Source organism: Ensifer sp. 22460 (assembly GCF_052044935.1).
Classification (GTDB): Bacteria; Pseudomonadota; Alphaproteobacteria; order Rhizobiales; family Rhizobiaceae; genus Ensifer.
On the sequence record NZ_JBQENZ010000003.1, the window covers coordinates 227778 to 251997 of the forward strand.

The window sequence follows — 24220 nt, forward strand, 5'->3', positions numbered from 1 at the left end:
TTGCGGAAGCGTCGTCAAGGCGTGGTGCGCGCCAGATACGAAAACGCCCGGCATCTCTGCCGGGCGTCTCGTCACGATGCCTGAGGGAGGATCAACGGGCGTCGCGATGTTCTTTATGCCTTGGCAGCATCGAGACGGTCGATCGCTTGCACGTTGCCGGCCGAAGCGCCCTGCGGATCGAATTCGGACGCAAGCCAGGTATCGACGATCGATTTCGCCAACTCCGGCCCGATGACCCGCGCACCCATGGTGATGATCTGGGCGTTGTTCGACTTCGCCGCACGCTCGGCCGAATAGGTGTCGTGCGTCAGTGCTGCACGGATGCCCGGCACCTTGTTGGCGGAGATGCAGACGCCGATGCCCGTGCCGCAGAACAGGATGCCGCGGTCGTGCTTGCCCTCGACGACCTGCTGCGCCAGCTTCTGCGCGAGATCCGCGTAAAAGCCGGACTGGCTGAGGTCTACGACCTCGACGTCGGCCCGGCCCGCGAGATGGGCGGCAATGACGTCCAGCAGGGGCTTGCCGGCGCTGTCTGCCCCGATTGCAATCTTCATGATTGTTCCTTTCCATTCTTCAGGAACTGCCGCGGCCGAAGGCTCAGATCGCCTTTACGACACGCTGCAGAATGTCGAGATAGCCAGTGACGTCCCAGGCGGAGCGACCGATGAAGAGGCCGTCGATATGCACCTGCGCGATCAATTCTTCGCAGTTGCCGGGATTGACGCTGCCGCCATAGAGCACCGGCACGCGCCGGCCGAGCGCCGCTTCGGCGACGTCGGCGATGCGCTTGTGGCGCTCGTCCGCATAGTCCGATGTCGCGGGAATGCCGTTGACGCCGATCGCCCAGACCGGCTCGTAGGCAAGCAGGATGGTCGCCTGCTTCGCCTCGCCTTCGAGAAGCGCCAGTGCGCCTTCGACCTGACGCCTCAGCACCAGATCCGCCTCGCCCGCTTCACGCTCGGAAAGCGTCTCGCCGATGCAGATCAGCGGCACCAGACCATGGCGCACGGCGGCTGCCGTCTTCAGGCCGACGGTGCGGTCGGTCTCGCCGAAATGCTCGCGCCGCTCGCTGTGGCCAAGCTCGACCACGTCGACGTTGCAATCCGCAAGCATCAGCGGCGACACCTCGCCGGTCCAGGCGCCGGCATCGTCCCAATGCATGTTCTGCGCGCCGACCTTGACACTGGTTGCGGCAAGCCGCGCCTTGACCTCGCGCACCGCCGTGAACGGCGGGATGACGAAGCGCTGGACACGATCGTCGCGCGTCGCATCGGTAGCGGCCAGGCCATCGGCAAAGACCATCGCCTCGGCCAGCGTCTTGTTCATCTTCCAGCTGGTGCCGACCCAGAGCCCGGACTTGTTCATGCTTTCTCCGATGCCTTGCTATTGCCGACCCTGACCAGCCGAATGCCTGCCTCTTCGAGTGGTGCTGCATGCTCGGCAGCCACTTCGGCGCCGGTCAGCACCGCATCGAAGGCATCGAGGCCGGTCAGGAAATGGAGCGCCGAGCGCCCGAATTTGTCGTGGTCCACCAGCAGGTATTTGCGCTTGGCCGCCTTCACCATCAGGCGCTTGGCCTGCACCACCTCCTGGTCCTGGTGGAAGGCCGTCGTCCCTTCGATTGCCGAGCTCGACAGAAAGGCGATGTCGACGCGCAGCGACCGAAGCGCCTCGTCGGTGACGATGCCGAAGAAGCCGTTGAACTTCTTGCTGTACTGGCCGCCGAGCGCGATGACGTTGATGCCGGCAGTACCCGAAAGGCTGGTGATCACGCCAAGATTGTTGGTGATGACCGTCAGCGGGCGGATGTCGCGGATGCACTCAGCGATCGCGCCCGTCGTCGAGCTGTCGTCGATCAGGATGCTCTGCCCGGGCTCGATCAGCCCCGCCGCATTTTCGGCGATCCGCCGCTTTTCGGCGGTGGCGATCTTCTCACGGTAACGGAAGTCGCTTTCGAATTGTGGGCTCGACTGGATCGAGGCGCCACCATGCACCTTGCGCAGCAGGCCCGCCTGTTCGAGGTCGTCGAGGTCGCGATGCACCGTCATCTTGCTGACGCCGAAGCGCAAGGACAGGTCTTCGACGGACGCCGCTCCGGCCTCCATCAGCACATCCATGATCGCCTGTCGCCTGTCTTCCGGCTTCATCGTCTCAGCCCCAATCGCGCGCAGCCATGGCCGCGCTCACAGTGAGAAGATAACAGCTATTTGTTAGATTTCAATTTCTGTTGTGTGATTTTGTGATATTTCAATGTGATTTCTGTGGGCGATTAAAGCCCGTGTCGATGTAAGGTTCCCAGAATTCGACGGACTCCCGGATCATCTCGACCACGTTGTGATCGGTCGGCTCGCGCTCGCGGAAGGAAAGCTCCAGGCAGATCTCGTTATCGGTGCCGCCACCGGCTTTGACTGCGCCGATCAGCTTGTCGGGCGTGATGCGGCCGTCCCTGTTGTAGGCGGCGGTGAACGGCCAGTGGCCGCCCTTATTCATCGACGACTGCTTGATGTGGATGATCGGCGAGCGCTCGGGGAACGCCCCGGCCCAGGCATAGGGATCGATATCATCGGGATTGTCCGAGGTGACGTCGCCATGGTCGATATCGACCATCATCTTCATCGGAATCGGCAGATCGGCCTCGGCCAGCCGCCGGTCGAGCGATCGGCATTCCTCGATCGTGTGGCCGAATTCGCGGCCGACCGACATCGGCTCCCAGAAGACGTAGGAGAGCCCCGCCGCCTTGCCGTGCTCTGCCACTTCGCGCCAGCATTCGATGGCGATCCGCATCATCTCCTCGCGCCGCGCCGGATCGTCGTAATCCTTCAGCGTGAAGATCGCGAACTGCGTGCCCATGCCGGACGCGCCGAGTTCGGCGGAGATATCGGCAAAGGTCTTGAACCAGTCGACATAGTATCGTCGGACATCCGGGTCCGGATGGCCGAAATGGTTGAGCCGGCCATAGGGCCCGGTCATGCCCGAGGTGACCTTCACGCCGGTGCGATCAAGCGCCCGCCGAAACTGTCTGAGGGTCTTGGCGATCGTCGCCGCCGGCCAGCCGGGATTGACGAATTCATGGGTCAACTGCACGTAGCCGATGCGGATCTGGTCGGCGATGGTGTCGATCAGGTCGTCGGCCTCGGCGAAGCGGTTGACCAGCGGATTGGTGTTGAGCGACAGCGTGAAGGCCACGACCTTACTCCCGGCTACCAGTGAAATTTCGGAAGGATGAAATCGGGAGACGCGCCGTGCTCGGCAAAGAGCCGGCGACGTTCCTCGTCCACGGCGTGTTCCAGGATCCCGGTCATCACCAGCACGGAATGCAGCCCCGCATTCGCCGCACCGGCGATGTCATGCTCTATGCTGTCGCCGATGGCACAGACCCGCGTCGGATCGGGATGACCGAGGAAGTCGAGCGCGAGCGCGTAGATGTCGGCGAAGGGCTTGCCGATCCAGCGCACCTTGCCGCCAAGTTCTTCGTAGAGGTCGGCGATGCGACCGGCACCAAAGGCGGTACCCGTCTTCGTCAGCATCACCTTGTCGGGATTGGTACAGAGGCAGGGAACGCCACGCGCGGCCGCCGGTGCCAGCAGCGCCTCATAGTGAGAGAGCGGATAGAGATCGCCTTCGCTCGCCGAAAGCAGCACGATATCGGCATCAGCGCCGCTTGTCGTGCGCTCGAGGTCGAGCCCTTTGATCGGCGACAGATCGTTGTCACGGCTGATCAGCAGGCACTTGCGCGGCGTGCCTGCGCTGCCTGCGCCTTCTCGCTTGAGGATCTGCCAGGCGACCTCCCCCGAAGTCAGGAACCAGTCCCAGCTGCCGGCGGCAAAGCCGATGTCTACAAGGCGACGGTCGTTCTCCGCGGAACGTTTGCCCGAGTTGGAGAGGATGATGATGCGTTTTCCGGCATCCTTCAGCCGCACCAGCGTGTCGGCCGCCACCGGATACGGACCGCGCCCGTCGCGCAGCACGCCGAACTGGTCGATCAGGAAGGCGTCGTAGCGATCGGCAATCTCGCTGAGGCCGGCGATCGTCTCGATAACCGTCACAGCACACCCGCCTTTCTGGCGCCGGCAAGCGCAAGCCGCGCCGTGCCGGCGGCTGCCTCTTCGGACAGAACCGGCAGGAATGGGACGCCGAGCTTGCGCATGCGGATCGCGGTCCAGGCCACATTCTTCGCGCCGCCGCCGACGCTGCGGAGCGAACGGAGCGCCGGTCCGCCGAGCTCGGTCAGCCGCTGGTAGGCAAGGCTCTCGACCCCGGCGATGCCTTCGAAGATTGCCTTGAGAAAGGTGGCATCATCGGCCGGCCGTGGGCTCATCCGCGGCAGAAAATCCGGATCGGCGACCGGAAAACGCTCGCCGGGTTTGACGAGCGGATAGTAGTCGAGCCCGGTATCGACGACCGGGTTGATCTTCTCAGAAAGCACGGCGATCCTTTCCGGCGAGAAATGCTCGGCGAGCACCACCCCGCCGGTATTGGATGCCCCGCCCGCAAGCCACATCTCGCCGATGCGGTGGCTGTAAAGCCCGTATTCCGGCGCAAACAGCGGCCGTTCGGAGAGCATCTTCACCGTCAAAGTCGTGCCAAGCGCGCTGACGCCGTCCCCCGGCTGATCGGCGCCCGTTGCCAGGAACGAGGCGCACCCGTCCGTGGTGCCGGCAACGACCACCACGGCGGCTGAAAGCCCGAAGGCTTCAGCCGCTGCCGGCGCGATGGTCGCGATCGGCGCGCCGGCTGGCAGCACGTCTGGCAAAAGCTCGACACGCGCCCCCGTCCTTCCGATCCACTCCGGCCACGAGCGTGATACCGGGTCGTAGCCAGTCTTGAGGGCATTGTTTTCGTCGGAGACATCATAGAGCCCGGTGAAATGCCCAGCGAGCCAATCGGCTTGATGGATCACCCGGAAAACATCCGGCACCGACTGGAAGGCGAGAAGCTTGGCAAGGCCGGATGTGGCGCCATGGGCGGCGCTCTCCCGCGGCGCATGGTTAGCGATCGCATCGAGAAGAGCGCGGTCGCCAACCGGGTCGTTGTACATCATCGGCGTCGCCAGCGGCGCGCCCGTCGGATCGACCGGCAGCACCGTGCCGGACGTGCCGTCGATCGAAAGTGCTGAGACCTTCTGCCGATCGATGCCGCCGAGCGCTTCGGCAAGCGCCACCTGCACCGCCTTCCACCAGCCGATCGGATCGCGGTGATCGTCGCTGTGGGACAAAAGCTTCGCCGCACCCGATGCGACGACGCTACCATCTGCCGCCATGGCCACTGCGCGCGCGCCCGAGGTGCCAATATCGATGCCGAGGACCAGCTTGTCACCGCTCATTGCAGCACCTGTCCGGCGCGGTTGAGCTGCTGGCGGTATTTCTCAGCGTCCCAGCCGAGAAGCTCGGCGTTCTCCGCTTCGGTCAGGTAGCGCAGGCGAGCATCCGCCGGAATGCGTGCCGTCACGTCAGCGAGGCACCGCGCCATGGCGAAGGCGCCGGCCGAAATTTCCTTCTGCACCAGCACGCCCTTGCCGGGGAAGAGCAGCAACGGCGGCAGGCTCTCGCCGGCTGCGCGCCGCTTCTCCTCGATCGATAAGGCAGTCTCGCCGGGAGCGGCTACTACGACGCCCTTGCCGAGGAAGATCACATGATCGGGATAGAGGCTGCCGCCAGCCGCAAGCCGGCAACTGTCGAGATCGGCCGCCACCGTGTGCAGGTACGGATCCTCCGGCAGCCGGTAGTCGCTGTCGACGGCAAGCCGCGAAAGCGCCGCCACATCAGCCGCCGGCGCCTCCCGCCTCTGCCCGGTCAGGCAGCGCGTGATGTCGGTCAAAAGGATCGCCGCATCCGTCACGCTATCAGCAGCGACGACGAGGCCATGGTTGCCGAGAACCAGCGCCGAGGTGTTGTCCTGCACCCGTTCGGCGATCGCCCGGGCAAGCGGCAGGCCTGGCCGGGCATAGGGCACAAAGACATGCGGGAAACCGGAAAGCCGCTCGGCGGCGATCGCGGCACCGATCGTCTGCACCGCCGTCGCGATCGTCTCGACGCAATGCACATGCACCACCACCCTCTGCGGCATCAGCGCATGCACCGTCGTTTCGATCGAAGGGCGCAGGCCAGAGGGGTTGCGCTCGGCAATCACGAAGTCCTGGGCCTTCTCCGTCGCCGGATCATTGCGCTCCAGCGCATCGAGCAACGGATCGAGCGCCACTGGCACCATGACGTCGCGCTGGCGGGCATGCGCCAGCCAGAGCCCCGAGGCCTTGATCCAGAGCGCCCCACCCTCCTTGATCGAGGTGTTGCCGCCCGCCCCCTGCACCAGCAGCGGATCCGACCCGATACGGGCCGAAAGATCGAGAAGCGCTTCGAATTCCAGACTTCGCATCTCAGTCTCCTTCAGGCCGCCGCCTGCTGGCGTTCCAGCCAATGGGTGAAGGCCTGCCGCTCGGCCAGTGTCATGTGCAGGCCGTGTTTTGTCCGACGGTCGAGAATGTCGTCCGCCGTCAGCGCCCATTCGTTTTCGATGAGGAAGCGCGCCTCGCGCTCACGAAGGAGCGAACCGAAGGCCCGCCCGAGATCCTCGACCGCGGTGGCACCGGCGAGCAGCGCATGCGTCCGCGTGCCGTAGAGCCGCGCATAATGCTTGGCGAGATCGGCGGGCAGCCAGCGGTAGCGCGCCTTGAGATCACCCAGGAACTGCTCGAAATCGGCATCCGCCATATCGCCGCCCGGCAGATGCGCGCTCGCCGTCCAGGCTGGCCCCATCTTGTGGAAGAAGGGCTTCAGCCGTTCCAATGCATGTTCGGAAAGCTTGCGGAACGTGGTGATCTTGCCGCCGAAGACCGAGAGCAGAGGCGCCTGGCCATCGGCCGCATCGACCTCGAAGATGTAGTCGCGGGTGACGGCGGAGGGGTTTTCGGCATTGTCGTCATAGAGCGGGCGCACGCCGGAGAAGCTGTAGACGATATCGTCAGAGGTCAGTTGTTGCTTGAAGTAGCGGTTTACCGACTTCAGCAGATAGCTGATCTCGTTGCCGTCGGCCGATACGTCCTCCGGCCGGCCTTCGTAAGGGATATCCGTCGTCCCGATCAGCGCCAGGTCATTCTGGTAGGGGTTGATGAAGATCACCCGCTTGTCCGGGTTCTGCACCAGGTAGGCCTGCCGTCCCTCCCAGAACTTCGGCACGACGATGTGGCTGCCCTTGACCAGGCGCACGCTGCGGCTGGAGTTCAGCCCGCCGATCCGGCCGATGACGTCGTTGACCCAGGGGCCGGCCGTGTTGACCACACACCGCGCCCTCGCCTCGGTCTTCGCCCCGGTTCGCGTATCGGTCATCTCGATAAACCAGAGCCCGTCCCGCCGGCGGATCGCGCTGCAGGCGGTGCGCGTCAAGACCCGGGCGCCACGGGAGCGTGCATCGAGCGCGTTCAGAACCACGAGGCGGGCGTCATCCACCCAACAGTCGGAATACTCGAACGCCCTGCGATACTCGCGCTTGATCGGCGCGCCCTCAGGCGCGGTCGAAAGATTGAGGCTCCGCGTCCCCGGCAGCCGTTTGCGTCCGCCGAGATGGTCATAGAGGAAGAGCCCGAGCCGCACGAGCCAGGCCGGCCGATCCTCCGGGTTGTGCGGCAGCACGAAACGCATCGGCCAGATGATGTGCGGCGCGGACTGAAGCAGCACCTCGCGTTCGATCAGCGCCTCGCGCACCAGACGAAACTCGTAATATTCGAGATAGCGCAGACCGCCATGCACCAGCTTGCCCGAACGCGAGCTCGTGCCCTGCGCCAGATCGTCCTTCTCGCACAAGAGAACCGAAAGCCCTCGCCCGGCGGCGTCGCGCGCAATGCCCGCGCCATTGACGCCGCCGCCGATGACAAACAGATCATACACTCTGGTCTCGGAACCCACCGTCGTTACTCCTGTCGCCATCGCCGCCATGCCTCACGCCGCCTTCGTCTTGTCCTGCAGGCCATAGGTGGAGAAGCCCTCGATCACGCCTGATATCTCGGCCTCCGACAGGAGCACCGGGCCGCCGATCAGCAGCGTGTGGTAGTACTGCTTGGCGATCGTCTCGAGCTCGACCGCCGCCCACATCGCCTTCTCCAGGCTCGCGCCGGTCGCGATCATGCCGTGGTTCGCCATCAGGCAGGCACTGCGGCCTTCGAGGGCGCGCAAGACGCTGTCGGAGAGCGCCTTGGTGCCATAGCGCTCGTAGTCCGCGACGCGCACATCACTGCCGCCGAAGGCCGCGATCATGTAGTGGCAGGCCGGGATCGGCTTGCGGGCGATCGCCAGAATGGTCGAATACATCGCATGGGTGTGGACGACGGCACCGACCTCCGGCCGAGCGCGCAGGATATCCAGGTGAAACGGCCATTCGACCGACGGCTTCTTCGGCCCTGACCAGCTTCCGTATTCGCCCTCGATCTGCATGGCGACGATCATCTCGGACGTCATCTCGTCATAGGGAATGCCCGAGGGCGTCACCAGCATGGTCTCGCCGTGGCGCAGGCTGATATTGCCCGACGTGCCCTGGTTGAGCCCGATGGCGTTCATGTGGCGGCAATGGTCGACGATCGACTGGCGCAGTTCGCGTTCGCTCATAACTGTCACCTCAGCAGGGATGAACCGGCGGCAGGCCGGCGATGTAGCGGCGGACTTCCTCGGCCGCCATTTCGGCGGCAAAGGTCACGGTGCGCACCGAGGCGCCGGCGATATGCGGCGTCAGCGTCACATTGGGGAGTTGCAGCAGCGGCCAATCCTCCGGTACCGGCTCCACGGCGAAGGTCTCCAGCATCGCCGCCGAGAGATGGCCGCTCAGCAGGTTTTCATAGAGCGCGTCGTAGTCGCAGAGCGGGCCACGCGCCGTGTTCACGAAGATCGCGCCCGGCTTCATCTTGGCGAAGGTCTCGGCGTTCATCATATTGCGCGTCTCCTCCGTGACGCGGGGATGCAGCGTCACGAGGTCCGAGCGGGACAGAAGATCGTCGAGCGAGACCTGCTCGACGCCAGCATTGAGGTCGTCCGCCGAAAGCTGCACATAGGGGTCGTGCACCAGCACCTTGGTGCCGAAGGCGCGCAGCAGACGCACGACCTTCGTGCCGATATTGCCGTAACCGATGACGCCAACGGTCATTTCGCAGAGTTCGCGGCCGGTGCGGTCGGCGCGATAGAGATCGCCGCGCCATTCGCCCTTGCGCAGCGCCTCATGCCCGGTGCGGATCAGCCGCGTCTCGGCGAGGATCGCGCCGAGCGTGAATTCGGCAACGGCGCTCGCATTGCGGCCGGGCGTGTTGACGACGCGCACACCTGCGTCGCGCGCCGCACCCATGTCGATATTCACAGGTCCGCCGCGCGAGACCGCGACGAGCTTGAGGCCGGGCAGTGCCGCAAGCATCCCTCGCGACAGCGGCGCCAGCTGCGTCACCAGGATTTCCGCGTCACCGATGAATTCGACGATGTCCTCGGGCTTGCCGAGGTATTCCTTCAGCCCGTCCATGCCTTCGACGGCATAGCCGTGCTCCATCGGCACATCGGGCCAGGGCAGTTCGAGCGTGCGGATGTCATGGCCGTTGCCGGTCGCCTCGACGATCTTGTCGCGGAAGACGTCCGGCAGCATGAACCGGTCGCCGATAATGGCTATCTTCTTCATTTCGGTCTTTCCTGTTGATTTCCGGCGTCAACACCTTGGGAGAGTGCGTGCCAGACGGGTCTGAGCGCTGTTCGCGACTGCTGGTAGGCGGGGAAGAGTTCGTCAAAGCGACAGCTAAGCACCGGATCGGCGGCTTCCGCCGGTCGTTGGTAGGGGGTGACCCAATCGCCGAGGCAATCGGCCATCGAGGGATAGATGCCGAGCGAGACGGCGGCGATCATGGCAGCACCGGCAGCACCCGCCTCTTCCCGTTCGCTCGTCTGGACGCTGGCGCCGAGCGCCGCTCCGAGGATGCGGCGGAGCGAGGCGCTGCGGGCAGCACCACCCGTCAGCTGGATGCGCGCCGGCAGCGGCCCCATTTCCGCGTAGCAATCGCGCGCCGCCATGGCGAGCCCGTCAAAGACCGCCTTCACCATGTCGCCGAAACCGTGGGTGATCGAGAGGCCGACGAAGGAGGCGCGGGCCGAGGCGTCGACGAAAGGCCCGCGCTCGCCCGCCTCCGAGATATAGGGCTGGAAGATCAGCGGCGTGTCCTTGGCGTCCGCAAGCCAGCCGTCGACATGGGAAAGCAGTTCGTCCTTCGATTTTTCGACGCCCATGCCCTTGAGCAGCCCGGATGCCACCGACAGGATCCAGTCGATGTTGAGCGTCGCTGCCATATTCGACTGCATCTGCGCATAGGTGCCCGGGATCGGCATGCACATGGTGTAGCCGGTCAAGTCGCGGTTGAGGCGCACATCGTCGGCACCGTTGGCCAGTCGCATATGCATGCCGGTCGAACCGATGATCGAGCAGCCAGTATCGGTGCCGGGATCATAGAGGCCGGCACCGAGCGCGGTGCAGACCACATCGACGTAACCGAGCACAACAGGCGTGCCTTCGGTGAGCCCCGTGATGCGAGCGGCTTCGGCCGAAAGCAGGTGATGGGTCGAGGCACCATCGACGATCTCGGGCAGCACATGCTTCAGCTTTTCGAGGCCGAGGAAGGCGATGACGTCGTCGTTGTAGCTGCGGGTGCGGAAATTGCCGAAGCTGAAATTGGCCTCGGATGGGTCGGTCGCCCGCTTGCCGGTCAGCTTGAAATAGAGCCAGTCCTTGCAATGGAACGTCGTTGCGACACCGTTGAGCATCTCGGGCGCATGGTCGCGCATCCAGCGAAGCTGCGGGCCCTGCTGGCAGGCGGCGAGCCCCACGCCCGTGCTTTGAAAGCGGTCGATATCGCCGCTGTCGGCGCGCAGCCGCTCCACCGTCTCGCCGGCGCGCGCATCGAGCCAGAGCCAGCCCTTGCCGACAGGCGCGCCGTCCCTGTCGATCATCCAGGTGCCGTCCCCCTGACCGGTCACCGCGATCGCGGCAACACGGCCAGGGAGGTTTTCGATCTTGTCGGAGAGCTGCTTGAGCGTCGCTGCCGCATCGGCCCAGGTGCGGTCGAGATCCTGCACGCTGCCGGCGCGGCCCACGGCCTCATAGGCGTTCGGCAGGGCCGCCATGGCGATCTGCCGACCGCGCAGGTCGAAGGCCACCGATTTGATGACCGACGTACCCGCATCTATGCCGATGAGGATATCCCGCATCAGGCGAGCTCCTGTCCATGGCTGATCGCCCGGCCGCTTTCGCCGTCGAAGACATGCAGGCTCGACGGGTCGAGATGGATACCGATCGGCTGGCCGACATCAAGCTCCGTCCGGTCGTGCTCGACCAGCACCATGGTGCCGCCGGCAAAATCCGCGGCGATATGGGTCTGGTCACCCAGCCATTGGTTGACGGCGACGCGGCCGGTGACGCCGTCGGCGCTGCGGCGCACCGAATAGGGCCTTATGCCGAGCACCACCTTCTGCCGCTGAACCAGCGCATCACGCACCGCATGCGAGAAGTCCGAGGCTGGATATTCGAGCCGCACGCCATCCTTGAGGCCGAAGGCAACTTTGCTCTCCGATCCCGAAACGCTGGCCTCGAAGACGTTCATCGGCGGCTCGCCGACGAAGGTGCCGGTGAAGAGATTGGCCGGGCGCTCCTTGATCTTCTGCGGCGTGTCGAACTGCTGCAGCACGCCGCCTTCCATGACGGCGATGCGGTCGGCGAGCGCGTTGGCCTCGGTCTGGTCGTGGGTGACGAGGATCGCCGTCAGCCCCCGCTCCTTGATGTAGTGCTTGATGCGGCCGCGAAGCAGCGCGCGAAGCTGCGGCTCCAGTTGTCCCATCGGCTCGTCGAGCAGGTGCAGGCTGGCATCGCGGATGAGAGCCCGCCCAAGCGAGGCGCGCTGCTGCTGGCCGCCGGAGATCGAGCTTGGATAGCGCCCGAGAATGTCTTCGATCTCCAAAAGCTTGGCGATACCAGCGACCTTCTCGTCGACGACACCCTGCGAAAGCTTCGAAGCCTTGAGCGCGAAGGCGATGTTCTCGCGCACCGTGAGCGGCGGGTAGAGCGAATAGCCCTCAAACGCCATGGCGACGTTGCGGCGCACCGGCGGCAGGGTCTGCACCGGCCGGCCAGCAAGCGAGATCGTGCCACGCGAGACCGCCTCGAAGCCGGCGATCATCCGCAATGTCGAGGTCTTGCCGCAGCCGGACGAGCCGAGCAGCGCGATGATCTCGCCCTTCTGAACATCCATGTTCAGCTTCTTCACGGCATGCACGCCGTAATCGACAGGGCCGTAGAACTTGTCGACGTCCTTGATCAAAAGAGCGGTGTCGGTCATGCCGCTTCTCCACTGCGCTTGGCTGCGAGGTCGGCGCGCGGCAGCAGGGCGCCGCTCGTCTTGTCGAAGAGGAAGGCCTGGGTGCCATTGACGGCAATATGGGCCGGGCCGGCGACCGGACCAGGCGTACCGGCCGGACGCGACACCAGGATTTCGCGGCCGCGGGCGGTCAGTGCCAGCGTCACGGTCTTTTCGTTGAGCGGCGTTTCCGCCTCCACCGTCACGGGGATCGCGCCGGGTGCAACGGCATCGGCAAAGCTGATCGCCTCCGGCCGCAGGCCGAGGACGCATTCCTTACCCGCGACATCGGCATCATAATCGGCAAGGCGTACCCGGACATTGGAGAGCTCGACGAACACGCCCTCGCCGCTGCACTGCGGCACCACGTCGAGCAGGTTGATGGTGGGATCGCCGAAGAGCCGCGCGATCTCGATATCGGCCGGCGCATTGTAGATTTCCTGCGGCGTTCCGACCTGGCGGATGCGGCCGGCAGCCATGACGGCGATGCGGTCACCGAGCGCCATCGCCTCCTTGTAGTCCTGGGTGACGTAGACGACGGTGGCGCCTTGCGCCGCGAGCAGCCGCGGCAGTTCCAGCCGCATCTCGAAGCGGAGCTTGGCGTCGACGTTGCGCAAGGGATCGTCCAGCAGCAAGAGCGGCGGCGAGCCGACGAGCGCGCGGGCAAGTGCCGTTCTCTGCTTCTGGCCGTTGGAAAGCGCCTTCGGATGATGCGTCAGCACATGGTCGATCTTGAGCAGTTTCGCGACCTTCTGCACGCCGGCGGCGATCTTCTCCTTCGACGATCGCGTCGCCGTCAGCGGGCTTGCGATGTTGTCGAAGGCGCTCATGTGCGGGAAGAGCGCGAAGTTCTGGAAGGCCATGCCGACGCCGCGATGCTCGGCATCGACGTCGGTCATGTCCTCGCCACCGATCAGCACCCGGCCCTCGTCGGGCTCGATGACCCCGGCCACCAGCCGGAGCAGCACCGTCTTGCCGGCGCCGGAGGGGCCGAAAAGCACCAGCCGCTCGCCATCGGCGACGTCGAGAGTCAAGTCGTCGAGAACCGTCTGGCTCTTGTAGCGCTTGACGATATTCTTCAGTTGCAGCGTGGTCATGAGTTACCCTTTCACCGCGCCGAGCGACAGGCCTTCGACGAGGTAGCGCTGGGCGTAGAGTGCAAGTGCGAGCGTCGGCGTGACCGAAAGCACGATGGCGGCGGCGATCTGCCCGTACTGGATGCCCGAGGACGTGACGAAGGCGAGCGCGCCCACCGTCACCGGCTGCTTGTCGGCGGACGCCAGCACCAGCGCGAAGACGAAGTTGTTCCAGGCGAAGATGAAGGCGAGCAGGCCGGCGGCGGCAATGCCGGGTCCGGCGAGCGGCAGGGCGATCTTGCGGAAGGTCGCAAACCAAGAATGGCCGGCGATGCGATAGGCATATTCGACGTCGGCCGAGATATCCTCGAAGTAGCCGCGCACGATCCAGAGGATGAGTGGCAGGCAGATGAGCTGGTAGACCCAGATCAGGCCGAAATAGGTGTTGGAGAGGCCGAGCCACTGGAAATACTGCGTCAGCGGCAGTAGCACCAGGAGCGGCGGCGCGAAGCGGAAGGACAGCAGCGTAAACGCGATGTCCTCCGAACCTTTGAACTTGTGGCGGGCAAACGCATAGGCCGCGGGCACGCCGAGCACGAGCGCTACGGCAACGGAGGCGACCGACAGGAAGATCGAGTTGCCGAGATTGCGCATGAAGGCGATGTCGAGCGTACCGGCCGCCGTCTGCAGCTTGCCGGTGATCAGCGCCGCATAGTTCGAGAGCGTCGGCGAGAACACGATCGACGGTGGGATGGCGAGGATCGTCTCGTTCGTCTGGAACGACATCAGGAAGATCCAGAAGATCGGGAACATGAAGAAGACCACGACGAGCGTGAGGGCGAGACCGCGCAAGACCCGTTCGAGCGGAGACATGGTTTCCATTGGTCCCTCCCTTAAGCTTCGCCGCGAGCGCGTTCGCGCAGCCGCAGCCAGTTCTTGATGAAGACGTTGGACAGCGTGTAGGTGATCGCCCACAGGATGATCAGAAGCGCTGCCGAACGACCGACATTGGTCGACTGGAAGAAGTTGAGATAGGCCTCGACCTGGAAGACGGTGAGCGTGTTGCCGGGTCCGCCTTGCGTCATCGCATAGATGATGTCGAACTGCTGGATGCTGTCGAGCAGCCGGAACAGCGTCGCCGTCAGGATATAGGGCGTCAGCATCGGAAGCGTGATGCGGAAGAAGACGAAGCTGCGCGGCACGCCGTCGAGGGCCGCCGCCTCGAAAGGCTGCGTCGGCAGCGAGCGCAGACCCGCCAGCAGCAGGATCATGATGAAGGGCGTGTAGACCCAGATATCGACGAGAACGACGGTCAGAAGCGCGGTGTCCGGCGAGGACGCCCAGCGGAAATCATGCAGGCCGATCAGGCTTGCGAGATAGCTGAGAATGCCGAAGCTCGGATTGGTCATCAGCTTCCACATCAGCGCGGCCAGCGCCGGCGCGATCATCAGCGGCAGAAGCAGCATGATCGAGATGAAGTTGTTGATGGTCGAGCGCCGCTGCAGCAGCAGCGCGATGCCAAGGCCGAGCAGCAGTTCCAGCGTCACGGTGAGGCCGGCATAAAGCAGCGACACCTTGAGCGTGTTCCAGAAGGCCGGGTCGGTGAAGAAGTTGAGGTAGTTTTCGCCCCAGTTGAACTGGCGGCTCCAGGGCTGGCTCAGCCGGTAGCGCTGGAAGGAATAGATCACTGCCGTGAAGAACGGGATGAGGATGCCGATGCAGACGAGCAACGCCGGCAGGCTCAGCACGTAGGGAAGCATCTTCCTGCTGATCCTGAAACCGGAGGCCGGTCTGCGGAGGGTTTCTGTTGAAGCCATGTCGAGCTCCGTTCCTGAAGTCTTTAAAGAGCACGCGGCACGCGGGAGCCTATAGGCGCCGCGCCAGTCCCTCGGCATCTCGGGTTGATTTCGGTGCAACCTCAAACCGGTCGCAACAGGCCGGCTCAGCCGGCATCTCGGGTGCCCGGCGCTTGTCAGCGCCGGGCATCGCTTGGGAGGCCTATCAGCCGAGACCCGCCTCTTGGAGCTGGCGGTTGATGCTTTCTGCAAGCTGGTCGAGACCTTCATCGACAGGCACCTGCTTGGCGACCATCTTCTGCAGCGTCGCCGCCCATTCGGTGGTGACGTCGAAGAACAGCGGCTGCGGCGTGAACTTGATGGAGGCGCCGGCGGCCGAGGCGTCGAACATTTCGACGTAACCCGGATACTTGCCGTTCAGCTTCTCGCGGAAGATCTCGTCCTTCCAGATCGACTGGCGAACAGGATCGACGAAGTCCATCTTTGTGGCGCCGAACAGCGCATGTTCGGGACCGGAAGCCCACTGCAGGAAGTACCAGGTGGCGTCCTTATCCCTGGAGAAGTTGGACATGGCGAGCGACCAGATCCAGATGTTCGGCGTCGAGGCCGTGGCCTCCGGGTTTGCGGCAAAGGCGGCATAGCCGAGCTTGCCGGCCATCTTGTTGTCGCCGCCGTTCATGAAGTAGCCCAGGCAATCGGCGTCGAAGATCATGGCCGATGCGCCGGCGCCGAGGTCGGTGCCGACCTGGTACCAGGTATAGGTCGACCAGTCCTTCGGGCCGCTTTCCTGGATCATCTGCACGAACTTGGCGTGATAGGCCTTCGAACCGTCGGTGTTCATCGCTGCCGACAGCTTGCCGTCCGCGCCGACGTTCAGGTCCTTCTGGTTGAAGTTGGCATAACCCGACAGGAAGCCCGGATGGATCGTCGCCCAGGAGCGCGAACCACGCACGCCGATGCCGTAAATGCCGCCGATGTCCTTCTGCAGCTTGGCCGCAACCGCGATCATGTCGTCGAGGTTCTTCGGCAATTCGACGCCGGCCTTGTCGAACATCTCGCGGTTATAGGTGATGTTGTTCTGTTCGAACGCCCACGGAATGCACCATTGCTTGGCGTCTTCCGACCCAAGCGCTCCGCCCGGCTGGCCGTTCCAGGCGCAGGAGTTCTTCACGCCGGCAAGGAAATCGTCCCAGTTGTAGTTGGGGTTGGTCTTGGCCGGATCCTTGATCCATTCGTTGAGGTCGGCGATCCAGCCGGCCGGACCATAGGTCCAGGTCATGTAGGCGCCGGTCATGAAGGCGTCGTATTCTGCCGATCCCGACGACAGCGCCGCCGTCACCTTGTCGAAATAGACGTCTTCCGGGAACACGTCATAGGTGACCTCGATGCCCGTCAGATCCTTGAAGGCCTGCAGGTTGGCGATCATCGCGTCGGCGTAAGGGTGCTTGTTCAAAAGCAGCTTCAGCTTCTTGCCGGAATGCGCCTTCCAGTCGAAATCGGCAGCAAGCGCCCGGGTCGACATCATGTTGAACAACGTGCCGGCCGTGCCGGCGGTCAGGCCTGCGGCACCCAATCCCTTGAGCATGCCACGGCGGTCCACCTCCCCACGCAGGAATGCGCTGATGAGGTCCTTCTCCTTCTCGTACATTCGTCTTCTCCTCCGTTGCGGGTATGATTGCGACTGCCGGCTACCCCACCGGTATTCCTCCCTTTAAGGCCTGGACGGCAGATCCTCCCTGCCCTCCGCAATGGCCCCGAATGTTCAGCGCCTCATGCGCTCTCAGCGGCAAGCGCCCGTGCAGTCCGCTCGTCGGTGATGAGGCCGCTCAGGTGCCCGCTTGCGAGCACGGCGCGAATGGCCGGCACCTTGATCTTGCCGCCGGCCACGGCAACCGTGCGGCGGTTCTTCAGGTCGTCGCGGCTGAGCGTGAAGGTTCGGTCCGAAAGCGCGGTCTCGACCGGCCGGCCGTTCTCGTCGAAGAAATGGCCGAGCAGTTCGCCCATCGCCCCGCCCTTCTGGATCTCCTCGATCTCGCTCATTTCGATCATGCTGGTCGAGACCAGCGACGCCTCTCGCTCGACGGTGCCGATGCCGACCATCAGCAGGTCGGCGGTCTTGGCGAGATCGAAGACCTCGCGCACGCCGCGCTGGCTGAAGAGCACGTCACGATCCTCGACCGTGTTGGCGAAGAACGGCACCGGCATGACATAGGCTTCAGCACCGGTGCGTTCGGCGAGCCGGTGGATCACGTCATGCGGGTTGGCCGAAAACTTGCGGGTGAGACCGCCGAGCAGCGAGACGAAGCGGGTGTTGCCGCTTGTCATGCGCGGCAGATACTCGACGCAAGCGGCAAGCGTGCGGCCGTGGCCGACGCCGACCAGTGCCGTCTCGCCGCGCTCGATCTCGCGCTTCAGGAACTGCGCGCCGGAAATGCCGAGCGCCTTCAGGGGCAGATCGTCGGAATCGAAGTCCGGCACCACCTCGCAATAGTCGAGGCCAAAGCGGGCCGAAAGCGCCTGCTCGAGTTCGACGCATTCGGAGACTTCGCCGTCGATATAGACCTTCACCAGCCCTTCCTGGTTGGCCTTCATGATCAGCCGGTGGGCTTTGAGCGATGTAAGGCCGAGTCGCTTGGCGACCTCCGCCTGCGTCAGTCCGCCGGCATAGTGCAGCCAGGCCGCCCGCGTCGCCATGCTGGTCTCGTCGTCACGAATACCTGTCCCGCCAATCGTCATTGTCTCCACCCGGTCCTTGTTGCGTTGCATGATAAATTTTGCACCGCGTGATATTTTTATCCGTTAATGAAAGAAATTTCATGGCGTGCAAAAAATGTCAATAGCGATCAGCCGCACGATCGATCACGTTTGTGGAGGAATGGGATTGGGAGAGCCGGCATCGACCGGCGCGGCGCGCCGTCGGGGCGCCGCTACGGGCGGGCATGCAGTGATGGGCGGCGCCTACACGGCTTACTGCCCGAGGTTTCTCAGATACAGCGACAGCAATTGCGTCTGCGAGGAAATGCCGAGCTTGCGGTAGACGTTCCGGCGGTGAACCTTGACCGTACCGGTGGAGATGCCGAGCCTGAGGCCGATCGATTCCGACGAATGGCCCTGCAGAACCAGTTCGATGATCGAGGATTCCCGCTCCGTCAGATTGAGATGCTGCCAGACGCCATCGGCCGGTGGATGCGTCGCCTTGCGGCGGCTGCGGCCGGTTTTCGCCAGCGCCGCATCGAACCGTCGGCCGAGACCCGCCCAATGATGGCGCACCAGTGCCGAGACCAGCGGCTCGACCTTCTTCAACAGCGCAAACTCCGCCGGGCTGAACGGCCCCGTCGCCTCGCGCCGCATCAGCGACAGCACGACGGTGATCTGCTCGTCGACCGGCACGAAGAAGCCGACTTCCTCCGCAAGCCCGGTCTGCACATAGTAGGTGCGGTAGTATTCCGAGGAGAAGAACCGATCGGGCGCAAGCTCCCGCATCCGCCAGATGCCCGGCTTGCCCTGTGACGCCGCATGGTAGAACGGGTCAAGCAGATAGGGCCCCGCCTGGTAGAGGCTGACGAAAAGCACATGATCCTTGGCGTTGAAGGTGCTGAAGAGATCGATCGGCCGTTCCTTGCCGCGATAGGCAAAGACGACCACATAGTCGAAGGTCATCAGCGTCGACATCAGCCGCCGATAGGCGGTGCCGACCGCCTCGTCGTCTAGCGCAGGACCTGCCACCAACGGTGCCATGACCTGAAAAAGCCCCTCGAGATCGACGCTCAAACCGCCCTCCCGGCCGATATTTCCTGCTCCGGGGTATACTCCTCACACAGAGCATTCCACGTTGAAATACCTCTCTCGGGGTATATACCGGCAGGGTGCGCGCTGACTAGGCTGCGTATCAATGACGGTGGAGTGCCAGGACGGGAGATTCCTGGCTGCATCCGAAAACAACCGCAGGGAACAGACGTGACATCCGCTTCGACGAACGACATCGAATTCCGTTCGGTCGCCAAACGTTATGGCGCCGTGACGGCCGTATCGGACATTAATCTCGAGGTGCCGCGTGGCGCCTTCATGGCGCTTCTCGGGCCTTCCGGCTGCGGCAAGACCACCTGCCTGCGCATGATCGGCGGCTTCGAGCAGCCGAGCGAGGGCACGGTCTTCATCAGCGGCGAGCCGATGAACGGTGTTGCCGCCTACCGCCGCCCGGTCAACATGGTGTTCCAGCACTATGCGCTGTTTCCCCATCTCGATGTCGAGCAGAACGTCTCCTACGGCTTGAGGCAGATGCGGCCGCGCATCGCCAGCGCCGAGATTTCCCGCCGCGCCCAGGAGGCGCTGGAAATGGTGCGGCTCGGCGGCTTCGGCAAACGCCGCATCCACGAAATGTCCGGCGGCCAGCAGCAGCGCGTGGCGCTTGCCCGCGCCATCGTCAACAAGCCGAAGGTGCTTTTGCTCGACGAGCCGCTGGCGGCCCTCGACAAGAAGTTGCGCACCGCCATGCAGATCGAGCTGCAGACGCTGCAGCGCGAGCTCGGCATCACCTTCGTGCTCGTCACCCACGATCAGGAAGAAGCGCTGTCGATGAGCGATTTTGTCTGCGTCATGAATGCCGGCCGCATCGTCCAGGTCGGCCCGCCGCAGGAGATCTACGATCGTCCCGCAAGCCTCTTCGTCGCCGATTTCGTCGGCAAGACCAACCGCATCGATGCGACCGTCGACGGCGCCTCGTCGCTTGTCCTTGCCAACGGCGCCCGCTTCGCCACCCCTGCCGTCAATGGAACGAAGGGTGCGGCAACGGTGGCGCTCAGGCCCGAAGCGATCCGCCTGACGCGCAACGGCGCCGCCAGCGCAGACGCGCTTGCCGGCACCGTCACTCACCGGATCTTTTTGGGCTCAGCCGTCGAATACTCCGTCGCGGTCGACGGGCTCGGCGATTTCCTGGTGACGGCCGACCGTCGCACGCTCGGCGACAGCGAACTGGTGGAGCCCGGCGAAAAGGTCGGCCTCGCCTTCGATCCGAACGCGCTGCACGTCTTTCCAGCCTGAACTCTCCCGGCCTCACCAAGCCGGTTCTGCCGCCTACGCATGAACGTCAAACGATAAAGGGAACAGCGTCATGAGCAAATGGTACAGAGAAAATGCCCCTATCACCGCCGATCAGCTCTCGGACGAACTGATGCGCCTGAAGCGCGGCTCGGTTACGCGCCGCCACTTCCTCGGCGTCACCGGCCTCGGGCTTGCGACCGCAGTTCTCGCGCGCCAGCCGGGCCTCTTCAATTCCACCGCCTTCGCCGGCGATCTCGGCACGCAGATGTCGATCGCCACCTGGCCGAACTACCATGACCCCGCGACGTTCGAGGCCTTCCAGGCGGCAACCGGCGTTGCCGTCGAGGTCAATGTCTTCGGCTCCAACGAGGAAATGCTGGCGAAGCTCCAGGCCGGCGGCACCGGTTGGGACCTCTTCGTTCCCACCAACTACACGATCTCCACCTATGTGAAGCTCGGCCTCATCGACGAGCTCGATCTGTCGAAGCTGCCGAATTACGACGCCTCGACCGAGACGGCGCGCTTCACAAACGAAGGCGTCGTCGACGGCAAGACCTATGCCGTGCCGAAGAACTGGGGCACAACCGGCATCGCGCTCAACTCCGGAAAGATCAAGACGCCGGTGACCAGCTGGAAGGACTTCTTCGAGATCGCCATGACCGAGGCCGACGGCCGCGCCATGGTCCACGACTACCAGCTCACCACCATCGGCAATGCGCTGGTATCGCTTGGGTTTTCCTTCAACTCGATCAAGCCGGACGAACTAGCCAAGGCCGAGGAGCTGCTGATCAAGGTGAAGCCGCATCTCTACGCCATCAACAGCGACTACCAGCCGTCGATGCGCGCGACCGATGCCTGGATGACCATGTGCTGGACCAATGACGGCGCCCAGCTCAACCGCGACATGCCGGAAATCCAGTTCGTGCTCGGCAAGGACGGTGGTGAAATCTGGTCGGATTTCTACGCGATCCCGAAGAGTGCCGCCAACAAGGCCGCCGGCTATGCCCTGCTGAACTATCTGATGGCGCCGGAAAACGCCATGAAGGAGCACATCGCCAACGGCGCACCGACCACCGACAGCCGCGTGCTGAAGCTGCTGCCGGCCGACGTGACCGGCAACAAGATCGTCTATCCGGACGAGGCATCGCTGACCCCGCTCGAATTCGGCGCCGCCGTGACGCTCACCGACCCCGGCCGCGCCGAACTGATGGCGCGCTTCAAGTCGGCTTGAACCTGGAAATTGCCCCTCATCCGCCTGCCGGCACCTTCTCCCCGCTTGCGGGGAGAAGGAACAAGCGGCGAGCTCCCTGCCCTCTTGATTCTGTCGGAAGAGAGGGACCGAGCGAGGGCCACGAGTGTCCTTCGCCCCGCAAGCGGGGAGAAGGTGGCCGGCAGACCGGATGAGGGGCGCTTACCCACTGTGTACAGAAGAGGGGCATTTTCCCTCACCGCGCCAAGCAGACCGAAACACGACTGAAACTCGAACGGATGACCTTTATGCCCGCGGCGACGAATACGAAGAGAAACCTGGTGACGGCGGCGCTGGTGGCGCCGGCGGCGGCCTGGCTGATGATCTTCCTCGTGCTGCCCTTCATCGCCATGCTGGTGTTTGCCTTCGGCGAGCGCGCACCGGAAGGCGGCTATCAGGCGGCCTTCACCTTTGCCCAGTTCGCCAACCTGCCGACACGTGCGGCGGCCTTCTGGAACACGCTCGTTCTCGCGCCGATCGGCGCGCTCGCCTGCCTGCTGATCGCCTATCCGGTCGCCTACTACCTCGCGGTCAAGGCGAACCCGCGCTACCGGCTGATCCTCGTATCGCTGGTGGTCGTACCCTTCTGGACCAGCCTGCTCGTGCGCACCTATGCCTGGATGTATATCCTCGGCTCGCGTGGCATTCCGAACCTGCTCTCGATGATCGGCATCGAGGACGTGAGGATGCTGAACACGCCGGGCGCAGTCCTTCTTGGCATCGTCTACGGCTACCTGCCGCTGATGATCATGCCGATTTATGTCAGCCTCGAAAAACTCGATCGCCGGCTGCTTGAAGCCTCCGCCGATCTCGGTGCAAAACCCGTTTCGACCTTCTTCGGCGTCACGCTGCCGCTGTCGTTGCCCGGCGTCATGACCGGCGTCGCCCTGGTGACGATCCTGCTTCTTGGCGAATATCTGATCCCGCAGTTGCTCGGTGGTGGCAAGGTGTTCTTCATCGGCAATGCGCTGGTCGATCTCTTCCTGCAATCGCGAAACTGGCCCTTCGGCTCGGCGATCGCCGTCACCCTGGTTGCCGTCGTCGTGGTGATCCTGATGGTGGCGATGCGCATTGCCTTCCGCGTTGCCGGCACAAGACAGGTGGATCTCGTCTGATGCGCGCCTTCATCTCCTCCGTCTATCTCTTCCTCTACGCGCCGATCGCCCTCGTCGTCTTGTTCTCCTTCAACGCCGGGCGCAACGCCAGCGAGTTCACCGGGTTTTCGACCGCCTGGTACGGCAAGGCGCTGGGCAACACCTTCCTGGTCTCGGCCTTGCAGAACAGCCTGCTGATCGCCTTCACCAGCGCCACGCTTGCGGCGATCTTCGGCACCATGGCGGCCCTTGGCATGGAGCGGCTGGCGCCGCGCAACCGGGCGATCTTCGATGCGCTCTTTGCAGCGGCAATCGTCGTGCCCGGCGTCGTCATCGGCATCGCGACGCTGGTGGCGTTGGTCGCCGTCTTCTCCTTCATCAATCCGGCGCTCGCCACCATCTGGCCGGGCGATCAGCCGCCGCAGCTCGGCCTCGGCTACGGCTCGATCATCGCCGCCCACGGCCTGTTCTCGATGGCGCTGGTGACGATGATCGTGAAGGCCCGCATCGCCAGCCTCGGCCGCGATATCGTCGAGGCTTCGAGCGACCTTTACGCGACACCGCTCACGACCTTCCGGCTGATCGTGCTGCCGCAGATCCTGCCGTCGATCCTCGCCGGCTTTCTTCTGGCCTTCACCTTCTCCTTCGACGATTTCATCATCGCCTTCTTCGTCGCGGGCTCGAAAACCACGCTACCGATCTACGTCTTCGCCTCGATCCGCCGCGGCGTGACGCCCGAGATCAACGCGATCGCGACGCTGGTGCTTGTCGCCTCGCTGCTTCTGATCCTGACCGCCCGCATCCTGATGCGAGAGAAGAAAACAAAATCCGGGGAGTGAAACCATGATCCTGAAAGACCGGGTCGCGATCGTGACCGGAGCCGGCTCCGGGATCGGTCAGGCGGGTGCTGCCATCATGGCGCGCGAGGGCGCCCATGTCGTCGTCGTCGACCGCAGCCTTGCGGCTGCCAGCACCGCCGTCGAGGCGATCGCCGCCAAGGGCGGCAGCGCCGAGGCGCTTGCCATCGACGTGACGGATGACTCAGCGCTCAGCGATGGTATCGCCGATATCCTCTATCGCCACGGCCGCATCGACATCCTGCACAACCATGCCGGCGCTCAAGTGGCGGGCGATCTCGAAGAAGTCGAGGTCGCAGGCTTTGATCGCTCCTGGAACCTCAACGTCCGCGCCCATTTCATGGCCGCACGCCTCGTCATGCCGTCGATGAGGGGGGCCGGCCGCGGCGTCATCGTCAATACCTCGTCCTCCTCAGGCGTGCTCTATGATCGCGAGATGATCGCCTATACGACCACCAAACACGCCGTCATCGCCATGACCAAGCAGATGGCCGGCGACTACGCACGCCACGGCATCCGGGTCAACGCGCTCTGCCCCGGCTGGGTCGATACGCCCTTCAACGAGCCCTTCATCGCCCAGATGGGCGGGCGCGGCGCGATCGAATCCTATATCCGCGAAAAGGTGCCGCTCGGCCGCTGGGCAAGTGTCGACGAGATCGCCGAGTCGATCCTCTTCCTCGTCTCCGACCGCTCCTCCTACATGACCGGCCAGATCCTCGTGGTCGACGGTGGCGAGACGGTGGTGTGAAG

General features: G+C 64.1%; 23 protein-coding genes. 5 read left to right on the forward strand and 18 right to left on the reverse strand.

Annotated features, from left to right (window positions below):
- Window positions 1–113: 113 nt before the first annotated feature.
- The 18 genes from derI to ACTJKM_RS05435 all read right to left on the reverse strand — a co-directional run bounded on the left by derI (window position 114) and on the right by ACTJKM_RS05435 (window position 18968).
- Window positions 114–554: a D-erythrulose-4-phosphate isomerase gene (derI, locus tag ACTJKM_RS05350; RefSeq protein ID WP_057253372.1), complete on the reverse strand. Its 441-nt coding sequence runs from the start codon at window positions 552–554 to the stop codon at window positions 114–116.
- A gap of 43 nt (window positions 555–597) precedes the next feature.
- Window positions 598–1365, reverse strand: coding sequence for a triose-phosphate isomerase (locus tag ACTJKM_RS05355; RefSeq protein WP_440638340.1), 768 nt, complete (start codon window positions 1363–1365; stop codon window positions 598–600).
- On the reverse strand, window positions 1362–2147 hold the full coding sequence (locus ACTJKM_RS05360) for a DeoR/GlpR family DNA-binding transcription regulator (RefSeq protein WP_058326773.1): 786 nt from the start codon (window positions 2145–2147) through the stop codon (window positions 1362–1364). The genes ACTJKM_RS05355 and ACTJKM_RS05360 overlap by 4 nt, the downstream gene beginning before the upstream one ends.
- Before the next feature lie 100 nt (window positions 2148–2247).
- Window positions 2248–3186 (reverse strand): sugar phosphate isomerase/epimerase family protein, encoded by a 939-nt coding sequence (locus ACTJKM_RS05365; protein ID WP_058326774.1) that lies wholly within the window; start codon window positions 3184–3186, stop codon window positions 2248–2250.
- 14 nt (window positions 3187–3200) lie between these two features.
- Window positions 3201–4046: a TIGR01459 family HAD-type hydrolase gene (locus ACTJKM_RS05370; protein ID WP_058326775.1), complete on the reverse strand. Its 846-nt coding sequence runs from the start codon at window positions 4044–4046 to the stop codon at window positions 3201–3203.
- The gene (locus ACTJKM_RS05375) at window positions 4043–5323 is read right to left on the reverse strand and encodes an FGGY-family carbohydrate kinase (protein WP_058326776.1); all 1281 of its coding nucleotides are present in this window, start codon (window positions 5321–5323) and stop codon (window positions 4043–4045) included. Before ACTJKM_RS05375 ends, ACTJKM_RS05370 begins: the two co-directional genes overlap by 4 nt.
- Entirely contained in the window at window positions 5320–6372 is a 1053-nt protein-coding gene (locus tag ACTJKM_RS05380) for a class II aldolase/adducin family protein (protein ID WP_058321842.1), read from the reverse strand. The genes ACTJKM_RS05375 and ACTJKM_RS05380 overlap by 4 nt, the downstream gene beginning before the upstream one ends.
- 11 nt (window positions 6373–6383) lie before the next feature.
- Entirely contained in the window at window positions 6384–7919 is a 1536-nt protein-coding gene (locus tag ACTJKM_RS05385) for a glycerol-3-phosphate dehydrogenase (protein WP_057254370.1), read from the reverse strand.
- Between the two features lie 12 nt (window positions 7920–7931).
- Window positions 7932–8594 (reverse strand): class II aldolase/adducin family protein, encoded by a 663-nt coding sequence (locus tag ACTJKM_RS05390; protein ID WP_058326777.1) that lies wholly within the window; start codon window positions 8592–8594, stop codon window positions 7932–7934.
- Between the two features lie 10 nt (window positions 8595–8604).
- The gene (locus ACTJKM_RS05395; RefSeq protein WP_057253358.1) at window positions 8605–9642 is read right to left on the reverse strand and encodes a 2-hydroxyacid dehydrogenase; all 1038 of its coding nucleotides are present in this window, start codon (window positions 9640–9642) and stop codon (window positions 8605–8607) included.
- On the reverse strand, window positions 9639–11216 hold the full coding sequence (locus tag ACTJKM_RS05400) for an FGGY-family carbohydrate kinase (RefSeq protein ID WP_057253356.1): 1578 nt from the start codon (window positions 11214–11216) through the stop codon (window positions 9639–9641). Before ACTJKM_RS05400 ends, ACTJKM_RS05395 begins: the two co-directional genes overlap by 4 nt.
- Entirely contained in the window at window positions 11216–12340 is a 1125-nt protein-coding gene (locus ACTJKM_RS05405) for an ABC transporter ATP-binding protein (RefSeq protein WP_057253353.1), read from the reverse strand. The genes ACTJKM_RS05400 and ACTJKM_RS05405 overlap by 1 nt, the downstream gene beginning before the upstream one ends.
- Window positions 12337–13455, reverse strand: coding sequence for an ABC transporter ATP-binding protein (locus tag ACTJKM_RS05410; protein WP_058326778.1), 1119 nt, complete (start codon window positions 13453–13455; stop codon window positions 12337–12339). Before ACTJKM_RS05410 ends, ACTJKM_RS05405 begins: the two co-directional genes overlap by 4 nt.
- Before the next feature lie 3 nt (window positions 13456–13458).
- Window positions 13459–14316, reverse strand: a complete 858-nt coding sequence (locus ACTJKM_RS05415) for a carbohydrate ABC transporter permease (RefSeq protein ID WP_057253349.1) — start codon at window positions 14314–14316, stop codon at window positions 13459–13461.
- A gap of 11 nt (window positions 14317–14327) precedes the next feature.
- A complete protein-coding gene (locus ACTJKM_RS05420; protein ID WP_058326779.1) occupies window positions 14328–15251 on the reverse strand; it encodes a carbohydrate ABC transporter permease in 924 nt (307 codons plus the stop codon).
- A 184-nt stretch (window positions 15252–15435) separates the two neighbouring features.
- Window positions 15436–16878 carry an extracellular solute-binding protein gene (locus ACTJKM_RS05425; protein ID WP_058326780.1) on the reverse strand — a complete coding sequence of 481 codons (1443 nt, stop codon included), beginning with the start codon at window positions 16876–16878 and terminating at the stop codon, window positions 15436–15438.
- 122 nt (window positions 16879–17000) lie between these two features.
- Entirely contained in the window at window positions 17001–17966 is a 966-nt protein-coding gene (locus ACTJKM_RS05430; RefSeq protein WP_058326839.1) for a sugar-binding transcriptional regulator, read from the reverse strand.
- Between the two features lie 231 nt (window positions 17967–18197).
- Window positions 18198–18968, reverse strand: a complete 771-nt coding sequence (locus tag ACTJKM_RS05435) for a helix-turn-helix transcriptional regulator (RefSeq protein ID WP_375293061.1) — start codon at window positions 18966–18968, stop codon at window positions 18198–18200.
- A 219-nt stretch (window positions 18969–19187) separates the two neighbouring features.
- Between ACTJKM_RS05435 and ACTJKM_RS05440 the strand changes: the two genes are divergently transcribed.
- The 5 genes from ACTJKM_RS05440 (at window position 19188) to ACTJKM_RS05460 (ending at window position 24218) form a co-directional block, all read left to right on the forward strand.
- Entirely contained in the window at window positions 19188–20270 is a 1083-nt protein-coding gene (locus ACTJKM_RS05440) for an ABC transporter ATP-binding protein (RefSeq protein ID WP_057253341.1), read from the forward strand.
- Between the two features lie 70 nt (window positions 20271–20340).
- A complete protein-coding gene (locus tag ACTJKM_RS05445) occupies window positions 20341–21501 on the forward strand; it encodes a polyamine ABC transporter substrate-binding protein (RefSeq protein WP_058326781.1) in 1161 nt (386 codons plus the stop codon).
- Window positions 21502–21767: 266 nt separating this feature from the next.
- Window positions 21768–22634 (forward strand): ABC transporter permease, encoded by an 867-nt coding sequence (locus tag ACTJKM_RS05450; protein WP_058321833.1) that lies wholly within the window; start codon window positions 21768–21770, stop codon window positions 22632–22634.
- Entirely contained in the window at window positions 22634–23452 is an 819-nt protein-coding gene (locus ACTJKM_RS05455; RefSeq protein ID WP_057253338.1) for an ABC transporter permease, read from the forward strand. The genes ACTJKM_RS05450 and ACTJKM_RS05455 overlap by 1 nt, the downstream gene beginning before the upstream one ends.
- A 4-nt stretch (window positions 23453–23456) precedes the next feature.
- Entirely contained in the window at window positions 23457–24218 is a 762-nt protein-coding gene (locus tag ACTJKM_RS05460) for an SDR family NAD(P)-dependent oxidoreductase (protein WP_058326782.1), read from the forward strand.
- The last annotated feature ends 2 nt before the right edge of the window (window positions 24219–24220 follow it).

Excerpts from the sequence above, each read along its gene's own strand:
- ACTJKM_RS05415 (WP_057253349.1), bottom strand. The coding sequence starts at position 14,316 with ATGGAAACCATGTCTCCGCTCGAACGGGTCTTGCGCGGTCTCGCCCTC.
- ACTJKM_RS05400 (WP_057253356.1), bottom strand. The coding sequence starts at position 11,216 with ATGCGGGATATCCTCATCGGCATAGATGCGGGTACGTCGGTCATCAAA.
- ACTJKM_RS05430 (WP_058326839.1), bottom strand. The coding sequence starts at position 17,966 with ATGACGATTGGCGGGACAGGTATTCGTGACGACGAGACCAGCATGGCG.
- ACTJKM_RS05455 (WP_057253338.1), top strand. The coding sequence starts at position 22,634 with ATGCGCGCCTTCATCTCCTCCGTCTATCTCTTCCTCTACGCGCCGATC.
- derI (WP_057253372.1), bottom strand. The coding sequence starts at position 554 with ATGAAGATTGCAATCGGGGCAGACAGCGCCGGCAAGCCCCTGCTGGAC.
- ACTJKM_RS05460 (WP_058326782.1), top strand. The coding sequence starts at position 23,457 with ATGATCCTGAAAGACCGGGTCGCGATCGTGACCGGAGCCGGCTCCGGG.
- ACTJKM_RS05360 (WP_058326773.1), bottom strand. The coding sequence starts at position 2,147 with ATGAAGCCGGAAGACAGGCGACAGGCGATCATGGATGTGCTGATGGAG.
- ACTJKM_RS05380 (WP_058321842.1), bottom strand. The coding sequence starts at position 6,372 with ATGCGAAGTCTGGAATTCGAAGCGCTTCTCGATCTTTCGGCCCGTATC.
- ACTJKM_RS05390 (WP_058326777.1), bottom strand. The coding sequence starts at position 8,594 with ATGAGCGAACGCGAACTGCGCCAGTCGATCGTCGACCATTGCCGCCAC.
- ACTJKM_RS05395 (WP_057253358.1), bottom strand. The coding sequence starts at position 9,642 with ATGAAGAAGATAGCCATTATCGGCGACCGGTTCATGCTGCCGGACGTC.
- ACTJKM_RS05375 (WP_058326776.1), bottom strand. The coding sequence starts at position 5,323 with ATGAGCGGTGACAAGCTGGTCCTCGGCATCGATATTGGCACCTCGGGC.
- ACTJKM_RS05355 (WP_440638340.1), bottom strand. The coding sequence starts at position 1,365 with ATGAACAAGTCCGGGCTCTGGGTCGGCACCAGCTGGAAGATGAACAAG.
- ACTJKM_RS05410 (WP_058326778.1), bottom strand. The coding sequence starts at position 13,455 with ATGACCACGCTGCAACTGAAGAATATCGTCAAGCGCTACAAGAGCCAG.
- ACTJKM_RS05425 (WP_058326780.1), bottom strand. The coding sequence starts at position 16,878 with ATGTACGAGAAGGAGAAGGACCTCATCAGCGCATTCCTGCGTGGGGAG.
- ACTJKM_RS05450 (WP_058321833.1), top strand. The coding sequence starts at position 21,768 with ATGCCCGCGGCGACGAATACGAAGAGAAACCTGGTGACGGCGGCGCTG.
- ACTJKM_RS05435 (WP_375293061.1), bottom strand. The coding sequence starts at position 18,968 with ATGGCACCGTTGGTGGCAGGTCCTGCGCTAGACGACGAGGCGGTCGGC.
- ACTJKM_RS05445 (WP_058326781.1), top strand. The coding sequence starts at position 20,341 with ATGAGCAAATGGTACAGAGAAAATGCCCCTATCACCGCCGATCAGCTC.
- ACTJKM_RS05385 (WP_057254370.1), bottom strand. The coding sequence starts at position 7,919 with ATGGCGACAGGAGTAACGACGGTGGGTTCCGAGACCAGAGTGTATGAT.
- ACTJKM_RS05420 (WP_058326779.1), bottom strand. The coding sequence starts at position 15,251 with ATGGCTTCAACAGAAACCCTCCGCAGACCGGCCTCCGGTTTCAGGATC.
- ACTJKM_RS05405 (WP_057253353.1), bottom strand. The coding sequence starts at position 12,340 with ATGACCGACACCGCTCTTTTGATCAAGGACGTCGACAAGTTCTACGGC.